This is a genomic window from Massilia sp. DD77, from assembly GCF_036961685.1.
GTDB lineage: Bacteria > Pseudomonadota > Gammaproteobacteria > Burkholderiales > Burkholderiaceae_D > Telluria.
Genome location: NZ_JBAMDH010000008.1, coordinates 77,183 through 99,492, shown reverse-complemented (window position 1 = coordinate 99,492; position 22,310 = coordinate 77,183). Strand labels below are relative to the sequence as shown.

General features: G+C 65.8%; 23 protein-coding genes. 12 read left to right on the top strand and 11 right to left on the bottom strand.

The genetic code is table 11. The features are described from left to right. Positions 1–15 precede the first annotated feature (15 nt). Positions 16–447: a DoxX family protein gene (locus tag V7778_RS06355; RefSeq protein ID WP_335552891.1), complete on the bottom strand. Its 432-nt coding sequence runs from the start codon at positions 445–447 to the stop codon at positions 16–18. 151 nt (positions 448–598) lie between these two features. Here V7778_RS06355 and V7778_RS06350 point away from each other — a divergent pair, with 151 nt between their 5' ends. From V7778_RS06350 to V7778_RS06340, 3 genes are all read left to right on the top strand, one after another. Then, complete coding sequence (locus V7778_RS06350; RefSeq protein ID WP_335552889.1) at positions 599–1,495, top strand: LysR family transcriptional regulator; 897 nt, start codon at positions 599–601, stop codon at positions 1,493–1,495. Positions 1,496–1,991: 496 nt separating this feature from the next. Further along, the gene (locus V7778_RS25140; protein ID WP_442920701.1) at positions 1,992–3,236 is read left to right on the top strand and encodes a transcriptional regulator; all 1,245 of its coding nucleotides are present in this window, start codon (positions 1,992–1,994) and stop codon (positions 3,234–3,236) included. A 136-nt stretch (positions 3,237–3,372) separates the two neighbouring features. Then, positions 3,373–3,897, top strand: coding sequence for a YggT family protein (locus V7778_RS06340; RefSeq protein ID WP_335552886.1), 525 nt, complete (start codon positions 3,373–3,375; stop codon positions 3,895–3,897). Positions 3,898–4,080: 183 nt separating this feature from the next. Here V7778_RS06340 and V7778_RS06335 read toward each other — a convergent pair whose 3' ends face one another. The 8 genes from V7778_RS06335 to V7778_RS06300 all read right to left on the bottom strand — a co-directional run bounded on the left by V7778_RS06335 (position 4,081) and on the right by V7778_RS06300 (position 11,300). After that, positions 4,081–5,022: a carbohydrate kinase family protein gene (locus V7778_RS06335; RefSeq protein WP_335552884.1), complete on the bottom strand. Its 942-nt coding sequence runs from the start codon at positions 5,020–5,022 to the stop codon at positions 4,081–4,083. A 13-nt stretch (positions 5,023–5,035) separates the two neighbouring features. Beyond that, on the bottom strand, positions 5,036–6,424 hold the full coding sequence (locus V7778_RS06330; RefSeq protein ID WP_335552883.1) for a DUF3426 domain-containing protein: 1,389 nt from the start codon (positions 6,422–6,424) through the stop codon (positions 5,036–5,038). 15 nt (positions 6,425–6,439) lie between these two features. Next, the gene (gene prmA / locus V7778_RS06325) at positions 6,440–7,393 is read right to left on the bottom strand and encodes a 50S ribosomal protein L11 methyltransferase (RefSeq protein ID WP_335552881.1); all 954 of its coding nucleotides are present in this window, start codon (positions 7,391–7,393) and stop codon (positions 6,440–6,442) included. Then, positions 7,390–8,790 carry an acetyl-CoA carboxylase biotin carboxylase subunit gene (gene accC, locus V7778_RS06320; RefSeq protein ID WP_335552879.1) on the bottom strand — a complete coding sequence of 467 codons (1,401 nt, stop codon included), beginning with the start codon at positions 8,788–8,790 and terminating at the stop codon, positions 7,390–7,392. The genes prmA and accC overlap by 4 nt, the downstream gene beginning before the upstream one ends. A 107-nt stretch (positions 8,791–8,897) precedes the next feature. Then, on the bottom strand, positions 8,898–9,368 hold the full coding sequence (accB, locus tag V7778_RS06315) for an acetyl-CoA carboxylase biotin carboxyl carrier protein (RefSeq protein ID WP_335552878.1): 471 nt from the start codon (positions 9,366–9,368) through the stop codon (positions 8,898–8,900). A gap of 96 nt (positions 9,369–9,464) precedes the next feature. After that, the gene (gene aroQ / locus V7778_RS06310) at positions 9,465–9,896 is read right to left on the bottom strand and encodes a type II 3-dehydroquinate dehydratase (RefSeq protein ID WP_335552876.1); all 432 of its coding nucleotides are present in this window, start codon (positions 9,894–9,896) and stop codon (positions 9,465–9,467) included. Between the two features lie 214 nt (positions 9,897–10,110). Further along, complete coding sequence (locus tag V7778_RS06305) at positions 10,111–10,671, bottom strand: TlpA family protein disulfide reductase (RefSeq protein ID WP_335552874.1); 561 nt, start codon at positions 10,669–10,671, stop codon at positions 10,111–10,113. After that, positions 10,668–11,300: a hypothetical protein gene (locus V7778_RS06300; RefSeq protein ID WP_335552997.1), complete on the bottom strand. Its 633-nt coding sequence runs from the start codon at positions 11,298–11,300 to the stop codon at positions 10,668–10,670. Before V7778_RS06300 ends, V7778_RS06305 begins: the two co-directional genes overlap by 4 nt. A gap of 116 nt (positions 11,301–11,416) precedes the next feature. Here V7778_RS06300 and mpl point away from each other — a divergent pair, with 116 nt between their 5' ends. The 8 genes from mpl (at position 11,417) to corA (ending at position 19,761) form a co-directional block, all read left to right on the top strand. Beyond that, positions 11,417–12,766, top strand: a complete 1,350-nt coding sequence (gene mpl / locus V7778_RS06295) for a UDP-N-acetylmuramate:L-alanyl-gamma-D-glutamyl-meso-diaminopimelate ligase (RefSeq protein ID WP_442920700.1) — start codon at positions 11,417–11,419, stop codon at positions 12,764–12,766. Next, complete coding sequence (locus V7778_RS06290) at positions 12,763–13,356, top strand: YqiA/YcfP family alpha/beta fold hydrolase (RefSeq protein WP_335552869.1); 594 nt, start codon at positions 12,763–12,765, stop codon at positions 13,354–13,356. The genes mpl and V7778_RS06290 overlap by 4 nt, the downstream gene beginning before the upstream one ends. A 10-nt stretch (positions 13,357–13,366) precedes the next feature. After that, positions 13,367–13,951 (top strand): chorismate--pyruvate lyase family protein, encoded by a 585-nt coding sequence (locus tag V7778_RS06285; protein WP_335552867.1) that lies wholly within the window; start codon positions 13,367–13,369, stop codon positions 13,949–13,951. Between the two features lie 2 nt (positions 13,952–13,953). Continuing rightward, entirely contained in the window at positions 13,954–15,981 is a 2,028-nt protein-coding gene (locus tag V7778_RS06280; RefSeq protein ID WP_335552865.1) for a ribonuclease catalytic domain-containing protein, read from the top strand. A gap of 313 nt (positions 15,982–16,294) precedes the next feature. Beyond that, positions 16,295–17,149: a TonB family protein gene (locus tag V7778_RS06275; RefSeq protein ID WP_335552994.1), complete on the top strand. Its 855-nt coding sequence runs from the start codon at positions 16,295–16,297 to the stop codon at positions 17,147–17,149. Next, a complete protein-coding gene (gene aroE, locus V7778_RS06270) occupies positions 17,146–17,958 on the top strand; it encodes a shikimate dehydrogenase (RefSeq protein WP_335552862.1) in 813 nt (270 codons plus the stop codon). Before V7778_RS06275 ends, aroE begins: the two co-directional genes overlap by 4 nt. 8 nt (positions 17,959–17,966) lie before the next feature. Beyond that, positions 17,967–18,689: a monofunctional biosynthetic peptidoglycan transglycosylase gene (gene mtgA / locus V7778_RS06265; RefSeq protein WP_335552860.1), complete on the top strand. Its 723-nt coding sequence runs from the start codon at positions 17,967–17,969 to the stop codon at positions 18,687–18,689. 106 nt (positions 18,690–18,795) lie between these two features. Next, a complete protein-coding gene (gene corA / locus V7778_RS06260) occupies positions 18,796–19,761 on the top strand; it encodes a magnesium/cobalt transporter CorA (protein WP_211522498.1) in 966 nt (321 codons plus the stop codon). A gap of 91 nt (positions 19,762–19,852) precedes the next feature. On the opposite strand, the gene hemL is transcribed toward corA, so the two are convergent. Both hemL and thiD read right to left on the bottom strand, forming a co-directional pair. Further along, entirely contained in the window at positions 19,853–21,151 is a 1,299-nt protein-coding gene (gene hemL, locus V7778_RS06255; RefSeq protein ID WP_335552856.1) for a glutamate-1-semialdehyde 2,1-aminomutase, read from the bottom strand. Positions 21,152–21,181: 30 nt separating this feature from the next. Beyond that, the gene (gene thiD, locus V7778_RS06250) at positions 21,182–21,982 is read right to left on the bottom strand and encodes a bifunctional hydroxymethylpyrimidine kinase/phosphomethylpyrimidine kinase (RefSeq protein WP_335552854.1); all 801 of its coding nucleotides are present in this window, start codon (positions 21,980–21,982) and stop codon (positions 21,182–21,184) included. 92 nt (positions 21,983–22,074) lie between these two features. Here thiD and V7778_RS06245 point away from each other — a divergent pair, with 92 nt between their 5' ends. After that, on the top strand, positions 22,075–22,227 hold the full coding sequence (locus V7778_RS06245; RefSeq protein WP_136221333.1) for a rubredoxin: 153 nt from the start codon (positions 22,075–22,077) through the stop codon (positions 22,225–22,227). The last annotated feature ends 83 nt before the right edge of the window (positions 22,228–22,310 follow it).

Below are 22,310 nucleotides of genomic sequence, written 5' to 3'. Positions count from 1 at the left end.
GCATCCGCTGCAAACTCAGGCAACCCGCGCCACATCCTTGCGCCCACCCGCCGCATCGACGCTATACGCCCCCGCGCCAAACGCCACCACCTGCAGCAGGCCGCCCGCCATCGCGAGGTTCTTCATCAGGTGGATCAGCTGGTTCTGGTCCCCCACGGCGTGATGGAACGCGAAGGCCGTCACCACCGAGAACACCGCCAGCAGCCCCGCCACCAGACGCGTCCTGACCCCGAAGGCCAGCAGCGCGCCGCCGCCCACTTCGATGGCCACCGCCAGCACCAGGCCGAGGGTGGCGAAGGGCAGCCCGGCCGACTCGATGTAGCCGATGGTCCCGGCCGGCGCGAACGCCTTGCCGACGCCGCTGACGAGGAAAATGGCGGCCATCAGGATGCGGCCGATGGTCGGGATGAGGGACTGGCTGGCGCCGTGGTTCAGGGTCGTGTTCATGCTGCTTCCTTTCGTGTGTGATGGGTGCGTGTTCGCTGAATCTTCGCTGTCTTGCGCACCCCTTGTGGAGTGCATGGATCCCATCTTAGGCAGAAGGAATGGATCGAGGAAGCCTATATAATTCGATGACTTATATCGAAAGCGGCGATAGATGCTCGACGGGATGTCCATGGACCAGCTACGCACCTTCATCGCCGCGGCCGACGAAGGCAGCTTCTCCGCGGCGGGCCGCAAGCTGCGCCGCGCGCAGTCGGTGGTCAGCCACACACTCGCCAATCTCGAACTGCAGGTCGGCTTCGCGCTGTTCGACCGCTCGGGCCGTTATCCGCAACTGACCGACGCCGGCCGCGCGCTGCTGGAAGACGCGCGCCGCGCGGCCGACGGCATGGATGCGTTCAAGGCCAGGGCGCGCACCCTCGCGCAGGGACTCGAGGCCGAACTCGCGGTCGCGGTCGACGTGATGTTCCCGATCGCGACCCTCACCGCCGCCGTGAAGGACTTCCATCAGCGCTTTCCGTCCACGCCGCTGCGTTTGTATGTCGAGGCCCTGGGTGCGGTGGTGCAGCCGCTGCTCGACGGCCGCTGCCGGATCGCGGTGATCGGCTCGCTGCCCGAAGTGCCGCAGGAATGCGCCTCCGAATACCTGCTCGGCGTGCCCGCGGTCGTGGTCGCGGCGCCGAACCATCCGCTGGCCGCGATCGGGGGACAGGTGCTGCGCACCGAAGCCGCGAAGCACGTGCAGCTCGTGCTCACCGACCGGTCGACGCTGACCGAGGGGCGCAACTACGGCGTGCTGTCGCCGCAGGTGTGGCGCCTCGCGGACCTCGGCGCCAAGCACGCTTTCCTGCGCGCGGGACTGGGGTGGGGCAGCATGCCGCTGCATATGGTCGAGGACGATATCGCCAGCGGCGCACTGGTGCGCCTTGAACCGGAGGCCCATCCGCTGTTGGGCGCGGGCTTCTCGATGCATGCGATCTACCTGAAGGACCAACCGCCGGGACCGGCGGGCCGCTGGTTCGTCGACCGCTTGAAATGCCAGGCAGTGTAGAACCGATTTTTTTTGCGCGATGTGGCCGCGCATCGATGCAAATCGCGCGCCATTTTGGCGCTTGCTCGGTTGCGGACTCACAAAGTTTGCGTGTTCTTTACGTGATTGAATTTGTCAAAACGAGAACATGTGTTATTGTCGCGGGCATCCGGACAAACAATCGATCAATAATAGGACGCTGATCCACTCGGTATGCACTTAAGCGAAGCGAAAAGAACAAGCCGCACTGCCTGACCCAAGTTCAGGCAAGGCGGCTTTTTCTTTTCGCGCCCGCAAGGGTAGCGGTGTGAAACGCAATTGGACGGTGACCTGTCGACGTTGGCTGAAGCGCTGCAGCAGTGAGGAGTTGCAGCAGTTCAGCCGGTGCCGGATTCATTGGCCTACATCGTGTTGGGTGTGGGCCGATGAATAATTCGCCGGGACATGTACATGTAAATGGCCGGGCGGGTTTCCAACCTTGAGCGTTATATTTCATCGCAGATGAAGGAGAAGAAAAATGGCAACCGCTAAGAAACCAGCAGCAAAGGCAGCAGCAAAGAGCGCGCCTTCGTCCACGACGAAGACCGGCGCGAAGACCGCAGCAGAGACCAAGAAGGCAGCCGCCAAACCGGCAGCCAAGGCCGCCGCCACCAAGGCCGCCGCGAAGCCGGCAGCGAAGAAATCCGCTGCAACCAAGACCGCCGCCAAGTCGACCGCCACCAAGTCGGCCGCTAAATCGGCAACCAAATCGGCAGCTAAGCCGGCAGCAAAGAAAGCCGCTGCAAAACCGGTAGCGAAGAAAGCGACCGCGACCAAAGCCGCCGCTAAACCGGCAGCAAAGAAAGCGACCGCAAGCAAAGCAGCCGCAAAACCTGCAGCAAAGAAAGCCGCAGCAAAACCGGCAGCCAAGAAAACCGCGACCAAAGCAGCAGCAAAACCGGTAGCGAAGAAAGCGGCCGCCAAGCCGGCAGCAAAGAAAGCAGCCGCTAAACCGGCAGCAAAGAAGGCAGCCGCCAAACCGGCAGCGAAGAAAGCCGCTGCTAAGCCGGCAGCGAAAAAAGCCGCTGCTAAACCGGCAGCGAAGAAAGCCGCCGCTAAGCCGGCAGCGAAGAAAGCTGCTGCTAAACCGGCAGCAAAGAAAGCGACCGCTACCAAAGCCGCCGCCAAGCCTGCAGCTAAAAAAGCGACCGCGACCAAAGCTGCGGCTAAACCAGCCGCCAAGAAAGCAACCGCTACCAAAGCTGCTGCTAAACCAGCCGCCAAGAAGGCAACCGCTACCAAAGCTGCTGCTAAACCAGCCGCCAAGAAAGCAACCGCTACCAAAGCTGCTGCTAAACCGGCAGCAAAGAAAGCGACCGCCACCAAAGCTGCTGCTAAACCGGCTGCAAAGAAAGCGACCGCTACCAAGGCAGCTGCTAAACCGGCCGCCAAGAAAGCTGCCGCTCCGGCCAAGACCGCTGCAACCAAGACTGCTGCGACCAAGACCGCAGCCGCCAAGCCTGCAGCCACCAAGACCGCTGCCAAGCCTGCAGCCAAGCCGGCCGCCAAGAAAGCCGAAGCCAAGCCGGAAGTGAAGGCGGAAGCCAAGCCGGAAACCAAGGTCGAGAACAAGACCGACGGCAAGGCGGAAGCCAAACCGGAAGCCAAGGCCGACACCAAGGCCGACGGCAAGGCGGAAGCCAAGCCGGCAGCAAGCACCCCGGCCGCGAAGACCGTGCTGGCTCCGGCCGCATGGCCGTTCCCGACCAGCAGCCGTCCGTAAGGCTGGCCGGGGTGGCGCGCCGGACCGGGTGAAGCTTGGGCTAGCCCGTTCCGCGCGTCATAGCCAGTCCTGCCTGGTTCAGGCAAAATACCGCTGTGTGATCGTTCGCACAGCGGTTTTTTTTTGAGGAGTGTTCGTGCTGTCTATTCTTCAGTTTCTCGTCGATACCGCCGCCAGTCTGCTCGGCGGACTGCTGCTGCTGCGTTTCTGGATGCAGGCGATCCGCGTGCGCCCACCGGCGCAGATCGGGCAGTTCACCTTCACCCTGACCGACTGGCTGGTGCTGCCGCTGCGGCGCCTGGTGCCGGGCATGGGCGGCTACGACTGGGCGAGCCTGATCGGGGCCTTCCTGGTGGTGCTGATCGCCAGCTCGGTCCTGCTGCTGGCCGGGGCAACGGGCGAGATGGTCCTGCTGGGGGCGCTCTACCGCTTCCTGAACTGGATCCTGTACGGCTTCATGGCGCTCCTGATCATCGATGCGATCTTCAGCTGGGTGAATCCGCATGCGCCGCTGGCGCCCTTCATCCACGCGCTGAACACGCCCATCCTGCGGCCGATCCGCAAGGTGGTGCCGCCGATCGGCGGAATCGACCTGTCGGTGCTGGTGGCTCTGGTGCTCATCCAGATCATTCAGTTCGTTTTGCGGCAGGTGTTCATGTAGGCTGCGCGGGAGCGCAAAGAAACTTGGGTTCCCGCCTTCGCGGGAATGACGGTTTTTAAGCAGGGGGCCACCGCAATCTCAAGTGGCCAACATCCTTAGCACGTCATTCCCGCGAAGGCGGGAACCCAAGTTTTTATGAACAGCGAGAACGCACGCCGCAAGCGCAGCGCGCGCCCCTACCGATCAGCGGAAGGCGTACCCGAACGCCGCTTCAAACCGCTGGTCGAACTCTTCCTTCGTAAAGCTGTGGTTCTGCGCCCCCTGGCGCGCGATCTTGATCGACCCCAGCAGGCTGGCGATGCGGCCGCTGGTCGGCCAATCGAGGCCGTTGACGATCCCGTACAGCAGGCCGGCGCGGTAGGCGTCGCCGCAGCCGGTCGGGTCCAGCACCTCGGCCGCCGGCACCGCCGGGATGCGGTGGTGCTCGCCGCCCGCGTAGATGTCCGAGCCTTCGCCGCCGCGCGTGACGACCAGCGCTTCCAGACGGCCCGCGATATCCGCCTGGGTCAGGCCGGTGCGGTCCATCACCATCTCGAATTCGTAGTCGTTGCAGGCCAGGTAGCTGGCCTGGCCGATGAAGCGGATCAGCTCTTCACCCGAGAACATCGGCAGCTGCTGGCCCGGGTCGAACATGAAGGGCAGGCCCAGTTCGGCGCAGTCGGCGGCGTGCTTGATCATGCCGTCGCGGCCGTCCGGCGAGATGATCGCCACCCGCAATGCGCCTTGCTCGGCCACGCTGTTCTCGTGCGAGAACTGCATCGCGCCCGGGTGGAAGGCGTTGATCTGGTTGTTGTCCTGGTCGGCGGTGACGAAGCACTGGGCCGTATAGGCGTCGGGGATGGTGCGGATGCCGCGCGTGGCGATCCCTTGCTTGCCCAGGCGCTCGAGGTAGTCGCCGCCGTCCTGGCCGATGGTGCCCATGATCAGCGGCTCGCCGCCCAGCAGCTTGAGGTTGTAGGCGATGTTGACCGAGCAGCCGCCGTATTCGGTGCGCAGGGTCGGCACCAGGAAGGACACGTTGACGCGGTGCAGCTGGTCGGCCAGCAGGGTGTCGGCGAAACGGCCATGGTACTGCATGATCTTGTCGAACGCGATCGATCCGCAGATCAGGGCGGTGTGGGTCATGATGTGAAAACCTTCAGGGGTAGAAAACGGCGATGTGGTAGCCGGAGGGCTCCAGGCCCTCCAGCCGGAAGTGGAGCCGGACCGGCTGCTCGGCGCGCGCGGCGATGCCCGCCGCTTGCTGCACATTGGCGGGGAGATAGTCGCGCGGGCCGAACACGCGCCGCACCAGCGGCTTGTCGTCGGCGTCGTTCAGGGTCAGTTCGATGCTGGGCCAGGCCTGCACCAGGGCGCCCTCGTTGCGCAGCAGGGTGGTGTAGCTGTAGGCGTTGCCGCCCAGGGTGGTCAGTTCGCCGGTCTCGATGACGAGCTTGTCGATCTGGGCCGGCAGGCCGACGGTGCAGCCCAGCAGGCCGCAGGCCGACACCAGGGCCGGGCGCATGCCCGGATAGCGCGCCGCCAGCGTGTCGCGGAAAGCGTGGACCGCCTGCGCGGCCAAGGCCAGCAGCAGGAGGGCGCTCCCGAGCGCCAGGGCGATGCGCACGGCCTTGCCGGACTGTTCGCGCTGGCGGCCGCGGCGTACGAATTCCGGTTCGTCGGATTCCGGCATGCGCAGCTTGGGCGGCTCGATCCTGGTCGGCGTGAGCTTGGAACGGCGCGCGCGAGACTCCGCGGCGCGGGCGCGCGGGCTCTTGGGCGGGGGCGGCGGCGGCAGGATGCCGGCCTGGCCGCCCGAGGATTCGCGCAGCAGCATGGGCGGCGCATCCGGCTTTGGTACCCGGCGCGGCGGCTTGGACGCCTCCATCGGCGCCTCCAGGGCATCCAGCGGCGCTTCCTCGTGCGCGTCGGGCGGCGGTGCGGCGACCAGTTCCTCGTCGACCGGCAGGTCGAGCACGGCCGTGTCGCCGGCATCGGCGGCGGCAGCCGTTTGCGTGCCAGGCTCCGGTGCGGCGGCCGGCATGGCGAGCGGTTCGGGTTCGGGCTCGGGCGCAGCCGGTTCGGGTTGTTCGCCCAGCATCTCGCCCAGCGGCGTCTCGCGTTCCGGCAGCGGCTGCGCTGGCGGCGCGGGCGCCAGCTCCGCCTGCGGCTCGGCGTCCTCGCTCACCCGCGGGATGATGCCGAAGGGAGAGAAGGTGCGGTCGAACTCGAGGGTGTAGATGGGAACGCCGTCACCGTCCTGCACCTCCTCGGGAGCGGCGGGCGCGGGCTGCTCGTCCGCTTCGGCAGAAGGCGCAGGCACAGGCACAGGCACGGCGGAAGGCGCGTCGTCGGCAGCGGAGGGAGGCGGAGGAGCGGGTGCGGCGGAAGGGAGGGGAGGATTGGCCGACAGGTCGACCAATCCCTTGTTACCGTCGAAGACTTGCTGGCAGGCGCCGCAGCGCACGATGCCCCCGCGCAGCTTGAGCTGGTCCGCGGCGACACGGAACATCGTGCCGCAGTGGGGGCATTGGGTGGCCAGCGCCATGCCGGAATGGTCCCTTCAGCCGGCGGTGGAACGCGCCGGCGGTGCGGTGTCCTGGCCGAGCGTCCCGTGAAGGGCGACCCAGCCGTCCTGCTCGGCCCAGACGCCCAGCTTGATGAAAGGCGCGTAGGCGGCGGCCACTTCCTCGGCCTGGCGCGCCAGCACGCCCGACAGGACCAGCGACCCGCCCGGCGCCACGCGGCCGGACAGCATCGGCGCCATCAGCTTCAATGGGCTCGACAGGATGTTGGCCACCACGATGTCGAACTGTCCCTTGGCGTGGCGCGCGTTGGGCGCCACGGCGAAGTCGTCCGGCACGTAGAAATCGATGGCGCAGTGGTTGCGCTCGGCGTTGGCGCGCGCCGATTCGATCGCCTGCGGGTCGATGTCGACCCCGGCCACGTCATCCGCGCCCAGCTTCTTGGCGACCATCGCCAGGATGCCCGAGCCGCAGCCGTAGTCCAGCACCGACTTGCCCGGCGCCGGGTGGGCTTCCAGCCATTCCATGCACAGGCGGGTGGTCGGGTGGCTGCCGGTGCCGAAGGCCAGGCCCGGGTCGAGCTCGAGAATGAGCCCGTTCGGGTCCGGCGCCTCGTGCCAGCTCGGCACGACCCAGATGTTGGTGCCGATGTGGATGGGTTCGAACTGCGATTGGGTCAGGCGCACCCAGTCTGCGTCTTCCACCGCGCGGGTGGTGAACGAGGGCACGCTAGGGAGGCGGATGGCGTTGGCGGCTTCCTGGACGATCGCGAACTGGTCCGCGTCGGTATCGGTTAGCGCCACCACGCGGCTGCGGTCCCAGGCGGCTTCCTTGGGCTCCATGCCCGGCTCGCCGAACAGGGGTTTCTCGGCCTCGGTGCCTTCGTCGGCGTCTTCGACCGAGACCGACAGCGCGCCCGCTTCCATCAGGGCGTCGGACAGTGCCTCGGCGTGGTCGCGGGCGATCTCGATGACGACTTCAGTCCAGCTCATGCTTGGGCCTTGGTTTCCGATTTGGCGCCGATCGCGGTTTCCTTCGGCAGGTCCGGCTTGGAAGCCAGCTTGTGCTCCAGGTAGTGGATGTTGGTGCCGCCTTCGATGAAGCGCGCGTCCACCATCAGCTCGCGGTGCAGCGGGATATTGGTCAGGATACCTTCGACCACCATTTCGGAGAGCGCGATTTGCATGCGGCGGATCGCCTGCTCCCGGGTGGCACCGTAGGAAATTACCTTGCCGATCATCGAGTCGTAATGAGGCGGCACATAGTATCCCGCATACGAGTGCGAATCGACGCGGATGCCAGGGCCGCCCGGCGGGTGCCAGCCGGTGATGCGGCCGGGCGACGGGGTGAACTTGAACGGGTCTTCCGCGTTGATGCGGCACTCGATCGCGTGGCCCGACAGCATGATGTCGCGCTGGCGGAAGCGCAGCTTCTCGCCGCAGGCGATGCGGATCTGCTCCTGGACGATGTCGACGCCGGTGATCATCTCGGTGACCGGGTGCTCGACCTGGACACGGGTGTTCATCTCGATGAAGTAGAACTCGCCGTTCTCGTACAGGAATTCGAAGGTGCCCGCGCCGCGGTAGCCGATCTTGCGGCAGGCTTCGGCGCAGCGGTCGCCGATCTTCTCGATGAGCTTGCGCGGGATGCCCGGCGCCGGCGCTTCTTCGATCACCTTCTGGTGGCGGCGCTGCATCGAGCAGTCGCGTTCGCCCAGCCAGACGGCGTTCTTGTGTTCGTCGGCGAGGATCTGGATCTCCACGTGGCGCGGATTCTCCAGGAACTTCTCCATGTAGACTTCCGGATTGCCGAAGGCGGTGCCGGCTTCGGTCTTGGTCATCTGGACCGCGTTCAGCAGGGCCGCTTCGGTATGCACCACGCGCATGCCGCGACCGCCGCCGCCGCCGGCGGCCTTGATGATGACCGGATAGCCGATCTTGCGCGCGGTCTGGACGATTTCCTTCGGATCGTCCGGCAGGGCGCCGTCCGAGCCCGGCACGCAAGGCACGCCGGCCTTGATCATGGCCTGCTTCGCCGACACCTTGTCGCCCATCAGGCGGATCGATTCCGGACGCGGGCCGATGAAGACGAAGCCCGATTTTTCCACGCGCTCGGCGAAGTCGGCGTTCTCCGACAGGAAGCCGTAGCCCGGATGGATCGCTTCGGCGTCGGTGACTTCGGCCGCGCTGATGATGGCCGGCATGTTGAGGTAGCTGAGCGTCGACTGGGCCGGACCGATGCAGACGGATTCGTCCGCCAGCTTCACGTACTTGGCGTCCTTGTCCGCCTCGGAGTGAACGACAACCGTCTTGATGCCCAGCTCGCGGCAGGCGCGCTGGATACGCAGCGCGATTTCACCACGGTTGGCGATGAGGATTTTTTCAAACATGGTAGGTTCGGTGTTTCAGTGAAAACCGGCGCAGCGAAGGATACTCAGTGCGCCGGACACGACATGGATGAGCTGGCGGCCGGGAATGCCGCCGGGCCAGGGGCTGCTTAGCCGATCACGAACAGCGGCTGGCCGAATTCGACCGGTTGGCCGTTTTCCACGAGGATCTTGGTGACGACGCCAGCGACATCGGCGTCGATTTCATTCAGGAGCTTCATCGCTTCGATGATGCACAGGGTGTCGCCTTCCTTGATGCTCTGGCCGACTTCGACGAAGGCCGAAGCGCCCGGGGCGGACGAGCGGTAGAAGGTGCCGACCATCGGCGACTTGACCACGTGGCCGGTCGGCTCGGCGGCGACGGCCGGCGCCGGTGCGGCTGCCGGTGCGGGAGCCGCGGCGTGCTGTGCCGGTGCGGCGTAATGCTGCACGCCCTGCTGGGGCATGACCACCATTTGATTCTGCGGGATTGCGGACGACTTGACGATGCGAACCTTGCTTTCGCCTTCGGTCACTTCCAGCTCGGCGATGTCCGATTCGGCAACCAGGTCGATCAAAGTCTTGAGTTTTCGTAGATCCATGTGAAACCCCTTGGAATTATTCGTTTTAAGAGAGCAGTCCGGCGCGAAGGTGGTGGCCGCGCGGCCGCTGATACATGAAGTTGACGTAGATTAACGCTATTTAAGTGCGAAGTCGATGGCAAACCGATATCCGTCCGGCCCCAGTCCGCAGATCACGCCGCGCGCGATCGCCGACAGATAGGAGTGGTGCCGGAAGGCTTCGCGTTGATGGATATTCGAGATATGCACCTCCACGAAGGGAATGGCCACCGCAGCAAGCGCATCGCGCAGGGCTACGCTGGTATGGGTCAGGCCGCCAGGGTTGATGACGATGGCGTCCACGCCTTCCCCGCGGGCGGCATGGATGCGGTCGATCAGGGCTCCTTCATGGTTGCTCTGGAAGCTGGCGAGCGTCGCGCCGGCTGCCTGGGCCTGTGCTGCCGCCGCCTGTTCGATGTCGGCGAGGGTCGTCGCGCCGTACACCGCCGGCTCCCGGGTCCCCAATAAATTGAGGTTGGGGCCGTTCAGCAGCAGTAGCTTTTTTGCCATGGTTGAGAGTCTGGTTGCCCGAAAGTCAGGCATTGTGCCGCCAAGCTCAGCTATTGGCAAGCGGTAAAATTCTCCGGCGATGCATGCAAGTTCGCCGAAGATGGAATCGTACGACCGTTCGGTAATGCCTGGGTTTTCGACTGCAGGGGTGGCCGGGGCGCGCAGCCGGCTTCGCCGCCAACCCTGCGGAGCACCACCTTTTATATAGAGCGCATTATCCGTTCAGTTTGGCTAAATCGGCGCGCAATTCGTCGAACTTGAGCTTGCCCAGGTAAGTCTTGCGCACCTGCCCGTCGGCGCCGATCAATACTGTATACGGCAGGCCGCCGGCGGTATTGCCGAATCCGCGCGAAAGCTCGGTGCCGCCCATGCCCCCCACATAAAGGGGATAGGATATCTTCAGTTTCGCGGCGAACTCAGACATGTTCGATGGCGAATCGATGCCGATGCCGATCACGTTGAAGCGCTTGCCGCCATCCTCGCCGGCCAGGGCCGACAGTTCAGGCATTTCCTGTACGCAGGGGGCGCACCAGGTGGCCCAGAAGTTCACCAGCAGCGGCTTGCCCTGCCACTTGGCCAGCGCCTGCGGCTTGCCCTCGAGGTCGTTGAGCGACTGGGCGAACAGCTGCGCCACCGCCGTGTGCGGCTTGCCGCCGGTGGGGGCATAGGCCGTGGTGTGGGGAGGAGGGTCTTTCTTGTTGATGGCGACGAGCGCGCCCATCACGCCGAACATGGCGGCAACGGCCGCATAGGCGGCCACGTGTTTCTTGTTCATTCGTCCTGTTCCAGGGTCGCATCATGGCGCAAGAGGGCGCGCAGCCCGGCGGCGTCGACCCGCTGCAGGCGGCCGTCGGCTCTGGGCTTGAGGGCGCCGCGCAGGTCCTGGAACTCGTAGAGCTCGGCGTGGACGTCATCCTTTCCCCACATGAAGCTCACGGTTTCGACCGGCGCATGGCGGCCCCCCTTGAAATGCGGGGTTTCCGAGATCTCAATATTAACATTGCGGTTGAGCAGGTAGATTTCCACTTCCTTGGCGCTGTCCGCGAACAGCTGCAGGTGGATGGCGTCATGCTCGCCCGCCGTGCCGTTGAGCACCGCGCCGGTGAGATAGGGACGAAACTCGGACAGGGCGTCCATCACCTGCAGGGCCGTGGCGCGCAGGCCGGCCAAGCGCTCGCCGTGCTCGGGGCCGCCGAACAGGGCCAGGTACTTGCGCACCTCGTCCTCGATCTGTCCGTCGTCCGGCATCATGTTGGGCTTGGGGTCGTCGACGCCGAGCACCTGGCGCGCGGCCTTGCGCCTTGCCGTCGCGTAATCGGCGCCGTCCTGGGCAATCATGCGCGCAGCCGTGAGAGCGATCTCGGCGCGCAACTGGAGGAGATCGTTGTTCTGGGTCGGCATCATCATGATCGAAATCATACTCTGAACGGAAAAAAGGAGCGGCTCGGGTAGAATCGCGTATTCGCCATTCGGACCTACTTGCCATGCACATTCATATTCTTGGTATTTGCGGAACTTTCATGGGCGGCCTGGCGGTGCTGGCCAAGGAAGCCGGCCACCGCGTGACGGGCTGCGACGCCAACGTCTATCCCCCGATGAGCACCCAGCTCGAAGCCCAGGGTATTGAATTGATCCAGGGCTACGGTCCGGAACAGGTCTCGCTCAATCCGGACCTGTATGTGATCGGTAACGTCATGACCCGCGGCAACCCGCTGATCGAAGAAATCCTGAACCGCGGCCTGAAATACGTCTCCGGTCCGCAGTGGATCGGCGAGCACATCCTGCGCGACAAATGGGTGATGGCCGTGGCCGGCACCCACGGCAAGACCACGACCACCTCGATGCTGGCCTGGATCCTGGAAGACGCCGGCTATGCGCCCGGTTTCCTGATCGGCGGCGTGCCGATGAACTTCGGCATCTCGGCGCGTTTGCACGGCGACAAGCCGAGCGACTTCTTCGTGATCGAAGCCGACGAATACGACACCGCCTTCTTCGACAAGCGCAGCAAGTTCGTGCACTACCACGCCAAGACCGCGGTGCTGAACAACCTCGAATACGACCACGCCGACATCTTCCCGGACATCGGCGCCATCGAGACCCAGTTCCACCACCTGGTGCGCACCGTGCCGGGCGTGGGCCGCCTGATCGTCAACGGCGACGAAGCCTCGCTCGGCCGCGTCATCAAGCGCGGCTGCTGGAGCGAAAAAGAGACCTTCGGCGCGGCCGAGGGCGTGGACTGGAGCCTGGTCGAGCATCCGGGCGGCTCCAGTTTCGACGTGCTGTTTAACGGCGGCGGCGGACCGGGCGAGATGCAGGGCACCGTGCACTGGGACCTGACCGGCCACCACAACCGTTCCAACGCCATGGCGGCGATCGCCGCCGCGCGCCACGTCGGCGTGCCGGCCGCCCAGGCCATCGACTCGCTGTCGCGCTTCCAGAGCGTCAAGCGGCGCATGGAAGTGCGCGGCGTGGTCAACCAGGTCACCGTCTACGACGACTTCGCCCACCACCCGACCGCGATCGCCACCACCGTGGGCGGCCTGCGCCAAAAGATTGGCAGCACCGGCCGCATCCTGGCCGTGCTCGAGCCGCGCTCGAATACCATGAAGCTGGGCGCGATGAAGGATGCGCTGCCGGGCAGCCTGAAGGACGCCGACCTGGTGTTCGGCTTCGGCAGCCAGCAGGCCCTGGGCTGGTCGCTGGCCGATGCGCTGAAACCCCTGGGCGCCATCGCCCACAGCTTCGACCAGATCGATTACCTGGTGCAGGCCGTGGTGCAGGCGGCCCAGCCGGGCGACCATATCCTCGTGATGAGCAACGGCGGCTTCGGCGGCGTGCACCAGAAACTGCTGGACGCCCTGGCTCCATGACCGCGAACGCGTACGTCTTGTATTTGCATGGATTCCGTTCGTCCCCGCGTTCGTTCAAGGCGCGCGTGGTGCAGAAAAGGCTGGAGGAACTGGGCCGCGAGCGCGAGCTGATCTGCCCGCAGCTGCCGGCCTCGCCGAAGGCGGCGATGGAGCTGGCCCTGCTGCTGGCCGAGCGCCACGCGCCGCACGCGCTGTCCATCGTCGGCTCTTCGCTGGGCGGCTTCTACGCCACCTGGCTGGCCGAGCGCCTGGACGTGCCGGCGGTCGTGATCAACCCCTCGGTGAACCCGCTCAAGAACCTGGAGAAGCACGTCGGCGTGACCACCGCCTGGCATTCGGATGAACCCTTCGAGTTCAAGCAGGAGTACATCGCCGAGCTGGCTGCGCTGCGCGTGCCGCGGATCACCAAGCCGGAGCGCTACTTCCTGCTGGCGGCGACCGGCGACGAAGTGCTCGACTACCGCGACATGGTCGCCCACTATGCGGGCGCGCGCCAGCATGTGATCGAGGGCAGCGACCATGCGATGTCGGAATTCCCGCAATATGTGGACGAGGTGCTGGCGTTCTGCACACAAGGCGTGACGCAGTGAGGGGCGCGCATTGAGAAGTAGTAGTTCGCTGCGCCTGGCGGCCTGGCAGCCGCATCCCCTTGCCGTACGCGCGCCGGCGCGCATGCGCGACTGGCTGACGACGCCCGGCTCGCTGACCGCGCGCCTGGTCGCCCACAGCGAGCGCTTCCGGGTGCACAAGCTGCACCAGAACAGCGCGCTGTGCCTGGCGGACGAAGCGCGGGCGATCGGCCTGCCGCGTCCCGAGCGGGTGTGGGAGCGCGAAGTGCTGCTGGAGTGCGACGGCCGCCCGGTGGTGTTCGGCCACACGGTGGTGCCGCGCCGCTGCACCGCCAGCGACTGGCCGCTGTTTTCGGCGCTGGGCGAGCGTTCGCTGGGAACGACCCTGTTCTACGACCCCAAGGTCGAGCGGGGGCAACTGGAATTCGCCCGCCTGCGTGCGGGCCATCCGCTGGTCGAACGCGTACGCGCGGCGGCCGGCTTGAGCGATGAAGCTGTTTACTATGCGCGGCGCTGTGTCTATCGCCGCCGTCAAGGACTGCTGCTGGTCACCGAGGTATTCTTGCCGGCGGTATTGGATCTGGTGGCGTCCGCACCATTAAAGAACACGAAATAAACATGAATCTATTCTTCGAAGAGTCGGGCGATTTCAAGGCCGGCAGCGTATTGTCGACGGCGGGCGAGGCCCACCAGGTCGAGCTCCCGAGCGGCAAGCGCACCAAGGTCAAGGCCAAGGACGTGCTGTTGCAGTTCGACAAGCCGGAGCCCCAGGCCCTGATGGACGCCGCCAAGGGCATCGCCGCCGAGGTCGATCTCGACTTCCTGTGGGAAGTCGCGGGCCAGGAGGAATTCGGCTTCGCCGAGCTGGGCCTCGAGTACTTCGGCCACGCGCCGCTGCCGCTTGAGGCCGCCGGCCTGATCCTGGCCCTGCACAATGCCCCGATCTACTTCTACAAGAAGGGCCGCGGGCGCTACAAGGCCGCGCCGGAAGCCTCGCTGAAGGCGGCGCTGGCCGGTATCGAGAAGAAGAAGCAGCAGGCCATCATCCAGGCCGGCTATGTCGAGGAACTTAAGGCCGGCAAGCTGCCGCAGTCCATGCAGGCCCTGGTGCAGCAGCTGCTGTTCAAGCCGGACAAGAACACCATCGAATACAAGGCCCTGGAAGCGGCCGCCGACGAGCTGCAGACCACGGCCCAGCGCCTCATGCTGCGCAATGGCGGCCTGGCTTCGCCCAAGGAACTGCACATGGCGCGCTTCCTGTTCGAATACTTCCCGCGCGGCGCCGGCTTCCCGCAGGTGGAAGTGCCGAAGGCCCCGGGCGAGTTGCCGCTGGCCGACGTCGCCGCCTTCTCGATCGACGACGTGACCACCACCGAGATCGACGACGCCTTCTCGGTGGTGAAACTGGACGACGGCACCGTGCGCGTGGGCATCCACATCGCCGCGCCGGGCCTGGGCATCCGCCCCGACGACGCCATCGACAAGATCGCGCGCGCGCGCATGTCGACCGTCTACATGCCGGGCGATAAGATCACCATGCTGCCGGACGAAGTGGTCGATGCCTTCACCCTGGCCGAAGGAAACGACTGTCCGGCGCTGTCGCTGTACGCGGTGCTGAATCCGCAGGACTGGAGCGTGGTCTCGACCGTGACCCGCGCCGAGCGCGTGCCGGTCAAGAGCAACCTGCGCCACAACGACCTGGACGCCGTGGTCAACGAAGAGACCCTGGCGAGCGGCGAAGGCGACTATCCGCACAAGGAAGAACTGGGTTTCCTGTGGCAGTGGGCCTTGCAGCTGGAAGCGGGCCGCATGAAGAAGCGCGAAGCCTTCGGCCTCAAGCCGGAACAGGCCAACCGCGTCGACTTCAATTTCTATGTCGACGACGACGTGGTCAGCATCGTGCGCCGCAAGCGCGGCGCGCCGCTGGACAAGATCGTGGCCGAGCTGATGATCTTCGCCAACAGCACCTGGGGCAAGCTGCTGCACGACTCGGGCGTGCCGGGCATCTACCGCTCGCAGACCCCGGGCGCCGGCGGCTGGGCGGCCAAGATGCAGGTGCGCATGGTGACCCACGCGGCGCCGCACCAGGGCCTGGGCGTGGACCAGTACGCGTGGAGCACCTCGCCGCTGCGCCGCTACACCGACCTGGTGAACCAGTGGCAGATCCTGGCCTGCGCCGAGCACGGCGTGACCGCGCCGCTGGTGGCGCCCTTCAAGCACCGCGACGCGACCCTGTTCGCGATCGTATCAAGCTTCGATGCGGCTTACTCGGCCTACAACGACTTCCAGCAAAACATGGAGCGCTACTGGTGCCTGCGCTGGCTGGGGCAGGAGCAGGCCAAGCACGTGGACGCAGTGGTGCTGAAGGACGAGATCGTGCGCCTGACCGAGATTCCGCTGGTGGTGCGCCTGGCCGGCATGCCGCAGGTGGCCCGTGGCGCGCAGGTGCGCCTCGACATCGTGCGCTGGGACGAGGTCGACCTGACCCTGGAGGCGCGCCTGCTCGAGGTGGCGGCCGCGCCGGCGGGGGATGCGGAGCTGGCGCTGGAGGAAGAGGAAGATACGGGCGAGGCGGCGGTGGCCGAAGCCGTCGAGGCGGAAGGGGCGGTGGCGGCGGTGAGCCCGGATCCGACCACTACTGCTTAATAGAGGTTCCCGCTGCGCGGGAACGAGAGAGCTTAACTTGGGCGACATAATGCCAGTGGCATTGTGTCGGCCTCCGCGGGGACGACGTGCATAAGCTTGCCACTAGCGCTTGATACGTCGTCCCCGCGAAGGCGGGGATCCAAGTTCCCCACCGAAGCCACCTCATTATCAATTAGCAAACAGCTGCAAAAACCCAACTGTCGCACCCCCGCCCAAGCTCCCCGTTCCCGCACTAGCGCGGTAGAATGATCGGATTCCCTGATTCAACAGCCCCCCGCAGCGCGTGAAGTCTCTCCAACAAAACCGTCCCCTGATGATCGCCCTGGCCGTCTCCGTCGCGGCCCACGCGGGCCTGCTGGCCGTGCGCTTCGCCGCGCCGGACGCGTTCCGCCAGCAGCCGGCCGATCCGGGCCTGGAGGTGGTGCTGGTCAACGCCAAGCACGCCAACGCTCCCAGCAAGGCCGACGCCCTGGCCCAGGCCAACCTGGACGGCGGCGGCAATGCGGAAGCCGGGCGCGCCAAGTCGCCGCTGCCGGACTTGCGCAAGGTGGAGGACGGCGACAGCATCAAGGCCCTGCAGCGCCGCATCGCCGAACTGGAGCAGCAACAGCAGGACGTGCTGACTCGCATGCGCCGCTCGCCATTCAGCGCGCCGCCGGTGACGGAAAAGGACAAGCCGGACCCCAACCGCACCGGGGCGGACAACCTTGAAACCAGCCGCGCCATCTCGCGCGCCGCGGCCGAGATCTTCGAGCGCATCGAGGAAGAAAACCGCCGCCCCAAGCGCACCCAGATCACCCCCAGCACGCGCCAGGTCGGCTACGCCCTCTATTACAAGTCCATGCAGAAGCGCGTCGAGGAAGTCGGCACCCTCAGCTTCCCCCAGCAAAACGGGCGCAAGCTGTATGGCGAACTGGTGGTCTACATCCCGATCTTCCAGGACGGGACCATCTACATGAAGGATGGCGGCCCGCGCGTCGAGCGCAGCTCCGGCAATGCGGCGCTGGACAAGGCCGCGCTCGACATCGTGCGCCGCGCCGCGCCCTTCGGCGCCTTCCCGGCCAACATGCGCTCGCGCGGCAGGGACGACCTGTGGGAAGTGGTCACCCGCTTCCGTTTCACCCGGGAAGACAAGATGCAGGCGGAACTGCGCGGAGACGGACCGTGACGGATAAATATTGCGTGATCGGCAATCCGATCGCCCACAGCAAATCGCCCCAGATCCACGCCGCCTATGCGGCCGCGACGGGCCAGGACATCAGCTACGAACGCTGCCTGGCGCCGCTCGACGGTTTCGAGGCCACCGTGCGCCGCCTGATGGAAGAGGGCTACCGCGGCGCCAACGTCACCGTGCCTTTCAAGCTCGACGCCTTCCGCCTGGCCACCCGGCTCGAGGCGCGCGCGCGCGCGGCGGGCGCGGTCAACACCCTGGTCTTCACGCCGGAGGGCGAGATCGTCGGCGACAACACCGACGGCGCCGGCCTGGTGGCCGACATCGTGCGCAATGCCGGCCTGCCTTTGCGTGGCAAGCGCATCCTGATGCTGGGCGCGGGCGGCGCGGCGCGCGGCGCCATGCTGCCGCTGCTGCTGGAAGGTCCGCGCGAACTGGTGATCGCCAACCGCACCCTGGCCACGGCCGAGGCGCTGGCGCGCGACTTCCCGCAGTACGCGGACCGCATCGCGGTGCGCGGCTTCGCGGAGGTCGAGGGCGCCTTCGACGTGGTCGTCAACGCGACCTCGGCCAGCCTGTCGGCCGACTTGCCGCCGGTCCCGGCCTCGGCGTTCTGCCGGGAGACCCTGGCGTTGGATATGATGTACGGAAATAAACCGACCGTGTACATGGCATTCGCCGCCAGCCATGGCGCCAGGGTGCGCGACGGCCTGGGCATGCTGGTGGAGCAGGCCGCCGAGGCCTTCGCCCTCTGGCGCGGCGTGCGGCCGGACACGGCGGATGTCCTGAAATCGATGCGTCAATAAGAAGAACGATGAGCAAAACGCGTAAGTCAAGTGGGTCTCGCCGAGCCTCGCGCTGGGTCAAGTGGATCTTCCTCGGCCCGATCCTGCTGGTGCTGGCGATCCAGCTGTATTTCTTCGGCATGGTGTGCTGGTACGCGATGTTCAATCCGTCCTCGACCAGCTTCATGCGCCAGCAGCTGTCCGAGCTGCGGGAAAAGAACCCGAACGCCAAGCTCAAGCACCAGTGGGTGCCCTACGAGCGCATCTCGAACAACCTCAAGCGCGCGGTGGTGGCCTCGGAAGACGCCAATTTCAGCGACCACGGCGGCGTGGACTGGGAAGCGATCGAACGCGCCTACGAGCGCAACAACCGGCGCAGCAAGGTGGTCGGCGGCGGCTCGACCATCACCCAGCAGCTGGCCAAGAACTTGTTCCTGTCCGGCTCGCGCAGCTACCTGCGCAAGGCCCAGGAAATGGTGATCACCTTCATGCTCGAGACGGTGATGAGCAAGAAGCGCATCCTCGAGGTCTACCTCAACGTGGTCGAGTACGGCCGCGGCGTGTTCGGCGCCGAGGCGGCGGCGCGCCATTACTTCAAGACCTCGGCCGCCAACCTGAGTTCGGCCCAGGCGGCGCGCCTGGCCGTGATGCTGCCGAATCCGCGCTACTACGACAAACACCGCACGACCAACTACCTGGTGCGCCGGACCAACGCCATCCAGCGACAAATGCGCTTTGCCGATCTTCCATAAGGAAAGCAGGGCGATTTTCCCCGGAAATTGTCGTTACGGGGTGGCCGCGTTCGGGGCCTCTCGGTTACACTTGCGCTAGTTTTCGTATCCGGCCGAGAAAAAGCGCATGATCAACGTATTTGTCCTACAAAATGGCCGACTGAACCAGGTAACGATCGCCTCGCACGAGGATCTCGAGAACGTCGCTCCCGTCTGGGTCGACCTGACGGATCCGACCGAGGAAGAGCGCACCTGGGTCAAGGCCGCCTATGGCGTCACTTTGCCGGACGAGGACGAAGTGCAGGACATCGAGGCATCGGCGCGCTACTACGAAGCCGAGAACGGCGACCTGCACCTGCGCACCGATTTCCTGCTGGAAGAAGAGGACGGCCCTTCGCGGGTCGTGACGGTCGCGTTCATCCTGTCCGGTAAAAAGCTGTTCTCCATGCATAGCGACGACCTGCCGGTGTTCCGGCTGGTGCGCATGCGCGCGCGTTCGCGTCCGGGCTCGATCGAAGACTACATGGACGTGCTGCTCGACCTGTACGCGACCGATGCCGAATACTCGGCGGACGCGCTCGAAGGCATCTACGAGAGCCTGGAAGAAGTGTCGATGCGGGTGCTGCAGAAGGAATTCACCGACCAGGACGCGGCCGCCGCGCTGAACGCGATCGCGCACGAGGAAGACTTGAACGGCCGTATCCGCCGCAACATGATGGACACCCGCCGCGCGGTCAGCTTCCTGATGCGCGGCCGGCTGCTGAACGCGGACCAGTTCGAGGAGGCGCGCCAGATCCTGCGCGACATCGAATCCCTGGACGGCCACACCTCTTTCCTGTTCGACAAGGTCAACTTCCTGATGGACGCCACCGTCGGCTTCATCAACATTAACCAGAACAAGATCATCAAGATCTTCTCGGTGGCCTCGGTGTGCTTCCTGCCGCCGACCCTGATCGCCAGCATGTACGGCATGAACTTCACCCTGATGCCGGAGCTGAACTGGCGCTTCGGCTATCCCTTCGCCATGGCCTTGATGGCCACCACGGCGATCGCGCCGCTGCTGTACTTCTACCGGCGCGGCTGGCTGAAATAGGCGTCGCAGGGTTGGCGGCTCTGCCGCCGACGCGTTCACCCTGCGTCGGCTATCACCGCGTCGGCGGCGAAGCCGCCAACCCTAAGGATATTCAGGCGATCTTCTTGAACACGCGCCGCGCCGCTTCCACAGTCTCGGCGATCACCGCGTCGTCGTGCCGCGCCGAGACGAAGCCCGCCTCGAACATGGCCGGGGCGAAGTACACGCCTTCGTCCAGCATGCCGTGGAAGAAGCGGTTGAAGCGCTCCTTGTCGCCCGCCATCATCTGGGCGTAGGTCGAGGGCACGCCGGCCGAGAAGTACATGCCGAACATGCCGCCCACGGAGTCGGCGCAGAAGGTCACGCCGGCCTCCTTGGCCGCCGCGCTCAAGCCGTCGACCAGCTTGGCGGTCTGGGCGCTGAGCTGGTCGTAGAAGCCCGGCTCCTGCACCAGCTTCAGGGTGGTCATGCCGGCCGCCACCGCCACCGGGTTGCCCGACAGGGTGCCGGCCTGGTATACGGGGCCGATCGGCGCCATCTTCTGCATCAGGTCCGCGCGGCCGCCGAAGGCCGCCACCGGCATGCCGCCGCCGATCACCTTGCCCAGCGCGGTCAGGTCGGGCGTGATGCCATACAGTTCCTGGGCGCCGCCCAGGCCCACGCGGAAGCCGCACATCACTTCGTCGAAGATCAGGACCGCGCCGTGTTCAGTGCACAGCTCGCGCATGCGCTGCAGGAATTCCTGCGTGGCGCGGATCAGGTTCATGTTGCCGGCCACCGGCTCCACGATCACGCAGGCGATGGTGTCGCCCATCGAGGCGAAGGCGTCTTCCAGCTGCGGGACGTTGTTGTAGTCCAGGACCAGGGTGTGCTTGACGAAGTCTTCCGGCACGCCGCTTGATGTCGGGTTGCCGAAGGTGAGCAGGCCGCTGCCGGCCTTCACCAGCAGCGAATCGGCGTGGCCGTGGTAGCAGCCTTCGAACTTGACGATCTTGTCGCGGCCGGTGGCGCCGCGCGCCAGGCGCAGGGCGCTCATGGTCGCCTCGGTGCCGGACGAGACCAGGCGCACCTGCTCCAGCGACGGCACCAGGCGGCACAGTTCCTCGGCGATCTCGATCTCGCCCTCGGTCGGGGCGCCGAAGGACAGGCCCCTGGCGGCCGCGTCCTGCACCGCCTTCACCACCTGCGGGTGGGCGTGGCCGACGATGGCCGGACCCCAGGAACCGATGTAGTCGATGTAGCGCTTGCCGTCCGCGTCCCAGAAATACGGGCCGTCGGCGCGGGTGATGAAGCGCGGCGTGCCGCCCACCGAGCGGAAGGCGCGCACCGGCGAATTGACGCCGCCGGGGGTGGATTGCTGGGCGCGGGCAAACAGGAGATCGTTCTTGGAACTGGCTTGTTCTGTGGTCATGGTGGCAAGGGGTGAAGGCCGGGCGGACGCCTAGGGCCGGTAGAATTTGCTGGGGATGAATTTACCCATGCCGAAGCGCTGCGCGTGCTCGAGCGCTCCGGTGGTGTATTCCTGGGCGACTTCCAGGGCCGTGGGCGCGTCGAAGCCGCGCGCCATCAGCGCGGTGAAGGCCGCCGAATAGGTGTTGCCGGCGCCGATGAAGGGGCCGGGCAGGTGCTGCCAGCTCACGCGCGCGACTTCGCCGTCGCGGTCGAACAGGGTGTTGTGGCAGGCGCCGCCTTCGTCGCGGGTGCCGGTCACCAGCACGTACTGCAGGCCGGACGATGTCAGTTCGGCCACGTCCTGTTCCAGCGTGCCGTCGCCGCCTTCGCGCCAGGTCTCGGCCATGCGGCCCAGTTCCGACTGCGACAGGATCAGGCAGGTGGCCTGCGGGGACAGGATCGAGATCAGGGCCGACATCATCTCCTCGTCGCCCATGCCGGCGTCCGGCAGCGAGGTGAGGAAAGGGTCGAGGATCAGGGGCGCGTCGGGATAGTCCGAGACGATTTCGGCGATCGCGGCCAGGTGCAGGGCGCTGGGAACGGCGCCGACCTTGAAGGCGGCCACCGGCATGTCCTCGAGCAGGGTGCGGGCCTGGTCGGCCATCCAGTCGCTGTCGACTTCGTGAAGGTTTTCCACGCGCGCGCTGTCCGAAACCAGCAGGCCGGCGACAGCCGTCAATGCGTGGCATCCCAGCGCGGCGAAGGCGGCCACGTCCGCTTGCACGCCCAGTGCACCGACTGGATCGCAGAGGCCGAACGTCAGGATGAGGGGTAACGGTTGGTTTTGCACGACGGGTAGATTAAGATACCTGATTCCGCATTTTACTAGATAGAAGGAACAAAACTGTGAGTACTGAATCGACGGCGGCTTTCCAGACCTGGATGTGCCTGATCTGCGGCTGGGTCTATGACGAAGAAGCCGGCGCCCCCGATGACGGTATCGCCCCCGGCACCCGCTGGGCCGACGTGCCGATGAACTGGACCTGCCCGGAGTGCGGCGCGCGCAAGGACGACTTCGAGATGACGGCGATCTGATGCGCCCGGCGCTGCGCCGGAGAGTGAAACAGCTCAGTTGACGCAGCGCAACACTTCGCGCACAAGGGGAGGGCCCTGTGCTA

Excerpts from the sequence above, each read along its gene's own strand:
- accC (WP_335552879.1), bottom strand. The coding sequence starts at position 8,790 with ATGTTTGAAAAAATCCTCATCGCCAACCGTGGTGAAATCGCGCTGCGT.
- V7778_RS06350 (WP_335552889.1), top strand. The coding sequence starts at position 599 with ATGCTCGACGGGATGTCCATGGACCAGCTACGCACCTTCATCGCCGCG.
- V7778_RS06245 (WP_136221333.1), top strand. The coding sequence starts at position 22,075 with ATGTGCCTGATCTGCGGCTGGGTCTATGACGAAGAAGCCGGCGCCCCC.
- hemL (WP_335552856.1), bottom strand. The coding sequence starts at position 21,151 with ATGACCACAGAACAAGCCAGTTCCAAGAACGATCTCCTGTTTGCCCGC.
- V7778_RS06275 (WP_335552994.1), top strand. The coding sequence starts at position 16,295 with ATGATCGCCCTGGCCGTCTCCGTCGCGGCCCACGCGGGCCTGCTGGCC.
- V7778_RS06290 (WP_335552869.1), top strand. The coding sequence starts at position 12,763 with ATGACCGCGAACGCGTACGTCTTGTATTTGCATGGATTCCGTTCGTCC.
- prmA (WP_335552881.1), bottom strand. The coding sequence starts at position 7,393 with ATGAGCTGGACTGAAGTCGTCATCGAGATCGCCCGCGACCACGCCGAG.
- V7778_RS06355 (WP_335552891.1), bottom strand. The coding sequence starts at position 447 with ATGAACACGACCCTGAACCACGGCGCCAGCCAGTCCCTCATCCCGACC.
- V7778_RS25140 (WP_442920701.1), top strand. The coding sequence starts at position 1,992 with ATGGCAACCGCTAAGAAACCAGCAGCAAAGGCAGCAGCAAAGAGCGCG.
- aroQ (WP_335552876.1), bottom strand. The coding sequence starts at position 9,896 with ATGGCAAAAAAGCTACTGCTGCTGAACGGCCCCAACCTCAATTTATTG.
- V7778_RS06280 (WP_335552865.1), top strand. The coding sequence starts at position 13,954 with ATGAATCTATTCTTCGAAGAGTCGGGCGATTTCAAGGCCGGCAGCGTA.
- V7778_RS06300 (WP_335552997.1), bottom strand. The coding sequence starts at position 11,300 with ATGATGCCGACCCAGAACAACGATCTCCTCCAGTTGCGCGCCGAGATC.
- V7778_RS06335 (WP_335552884.1), bottom strand. The coding sequence starts at position 5,022 with ATGACCCACACCGCCCTGATCTGCGGATCGATCGCGTTCGACAAGATC.
- V7778_RS06305 (WP_335552874.1), bottom strand. The coding sequence starts at position 10,671 with ATGAACAAGAAACACGTGGCCGCCTATGCGGCCGTTGCCGCCATGTTC.
- mpl (WP_442920700.1), top strand. The coding sequence starts at position 11,417 with ATGGGCGGCCTGGCGGTGCTGGCCAAGGAAGCCGGCCACCGCGTGACG.
- mtgA (WP_335552860.1), top strand. The coding sequence starts at position 17,967 with ATGAGCAAAACGCGTAAGTCAAGTGGGTCTCGCCGAGCCTCGCGCTGG.
- accB (WP_335552878.1), bottom strand. The coding sequence starts at position 9,368 with ATGGATCTACGAAAACTCAAGACTTTGATCGACCTGGTTGCCGAATCG.
- corA (WP_211522498.1), top strand. The coding sequence starts at position 18,796 with ATGATCAACGTATTTGTCCTACAAAATGGCCGACTGAACCAGGTAACG.
- V7778_RS06330 (WP_335552883.1), bottom strand. The coding sequence starts at position 6,424 with ATGGCGCTGGCCACCCAATGCCCCCACTGCGGCACGATGTTCCGTGTC.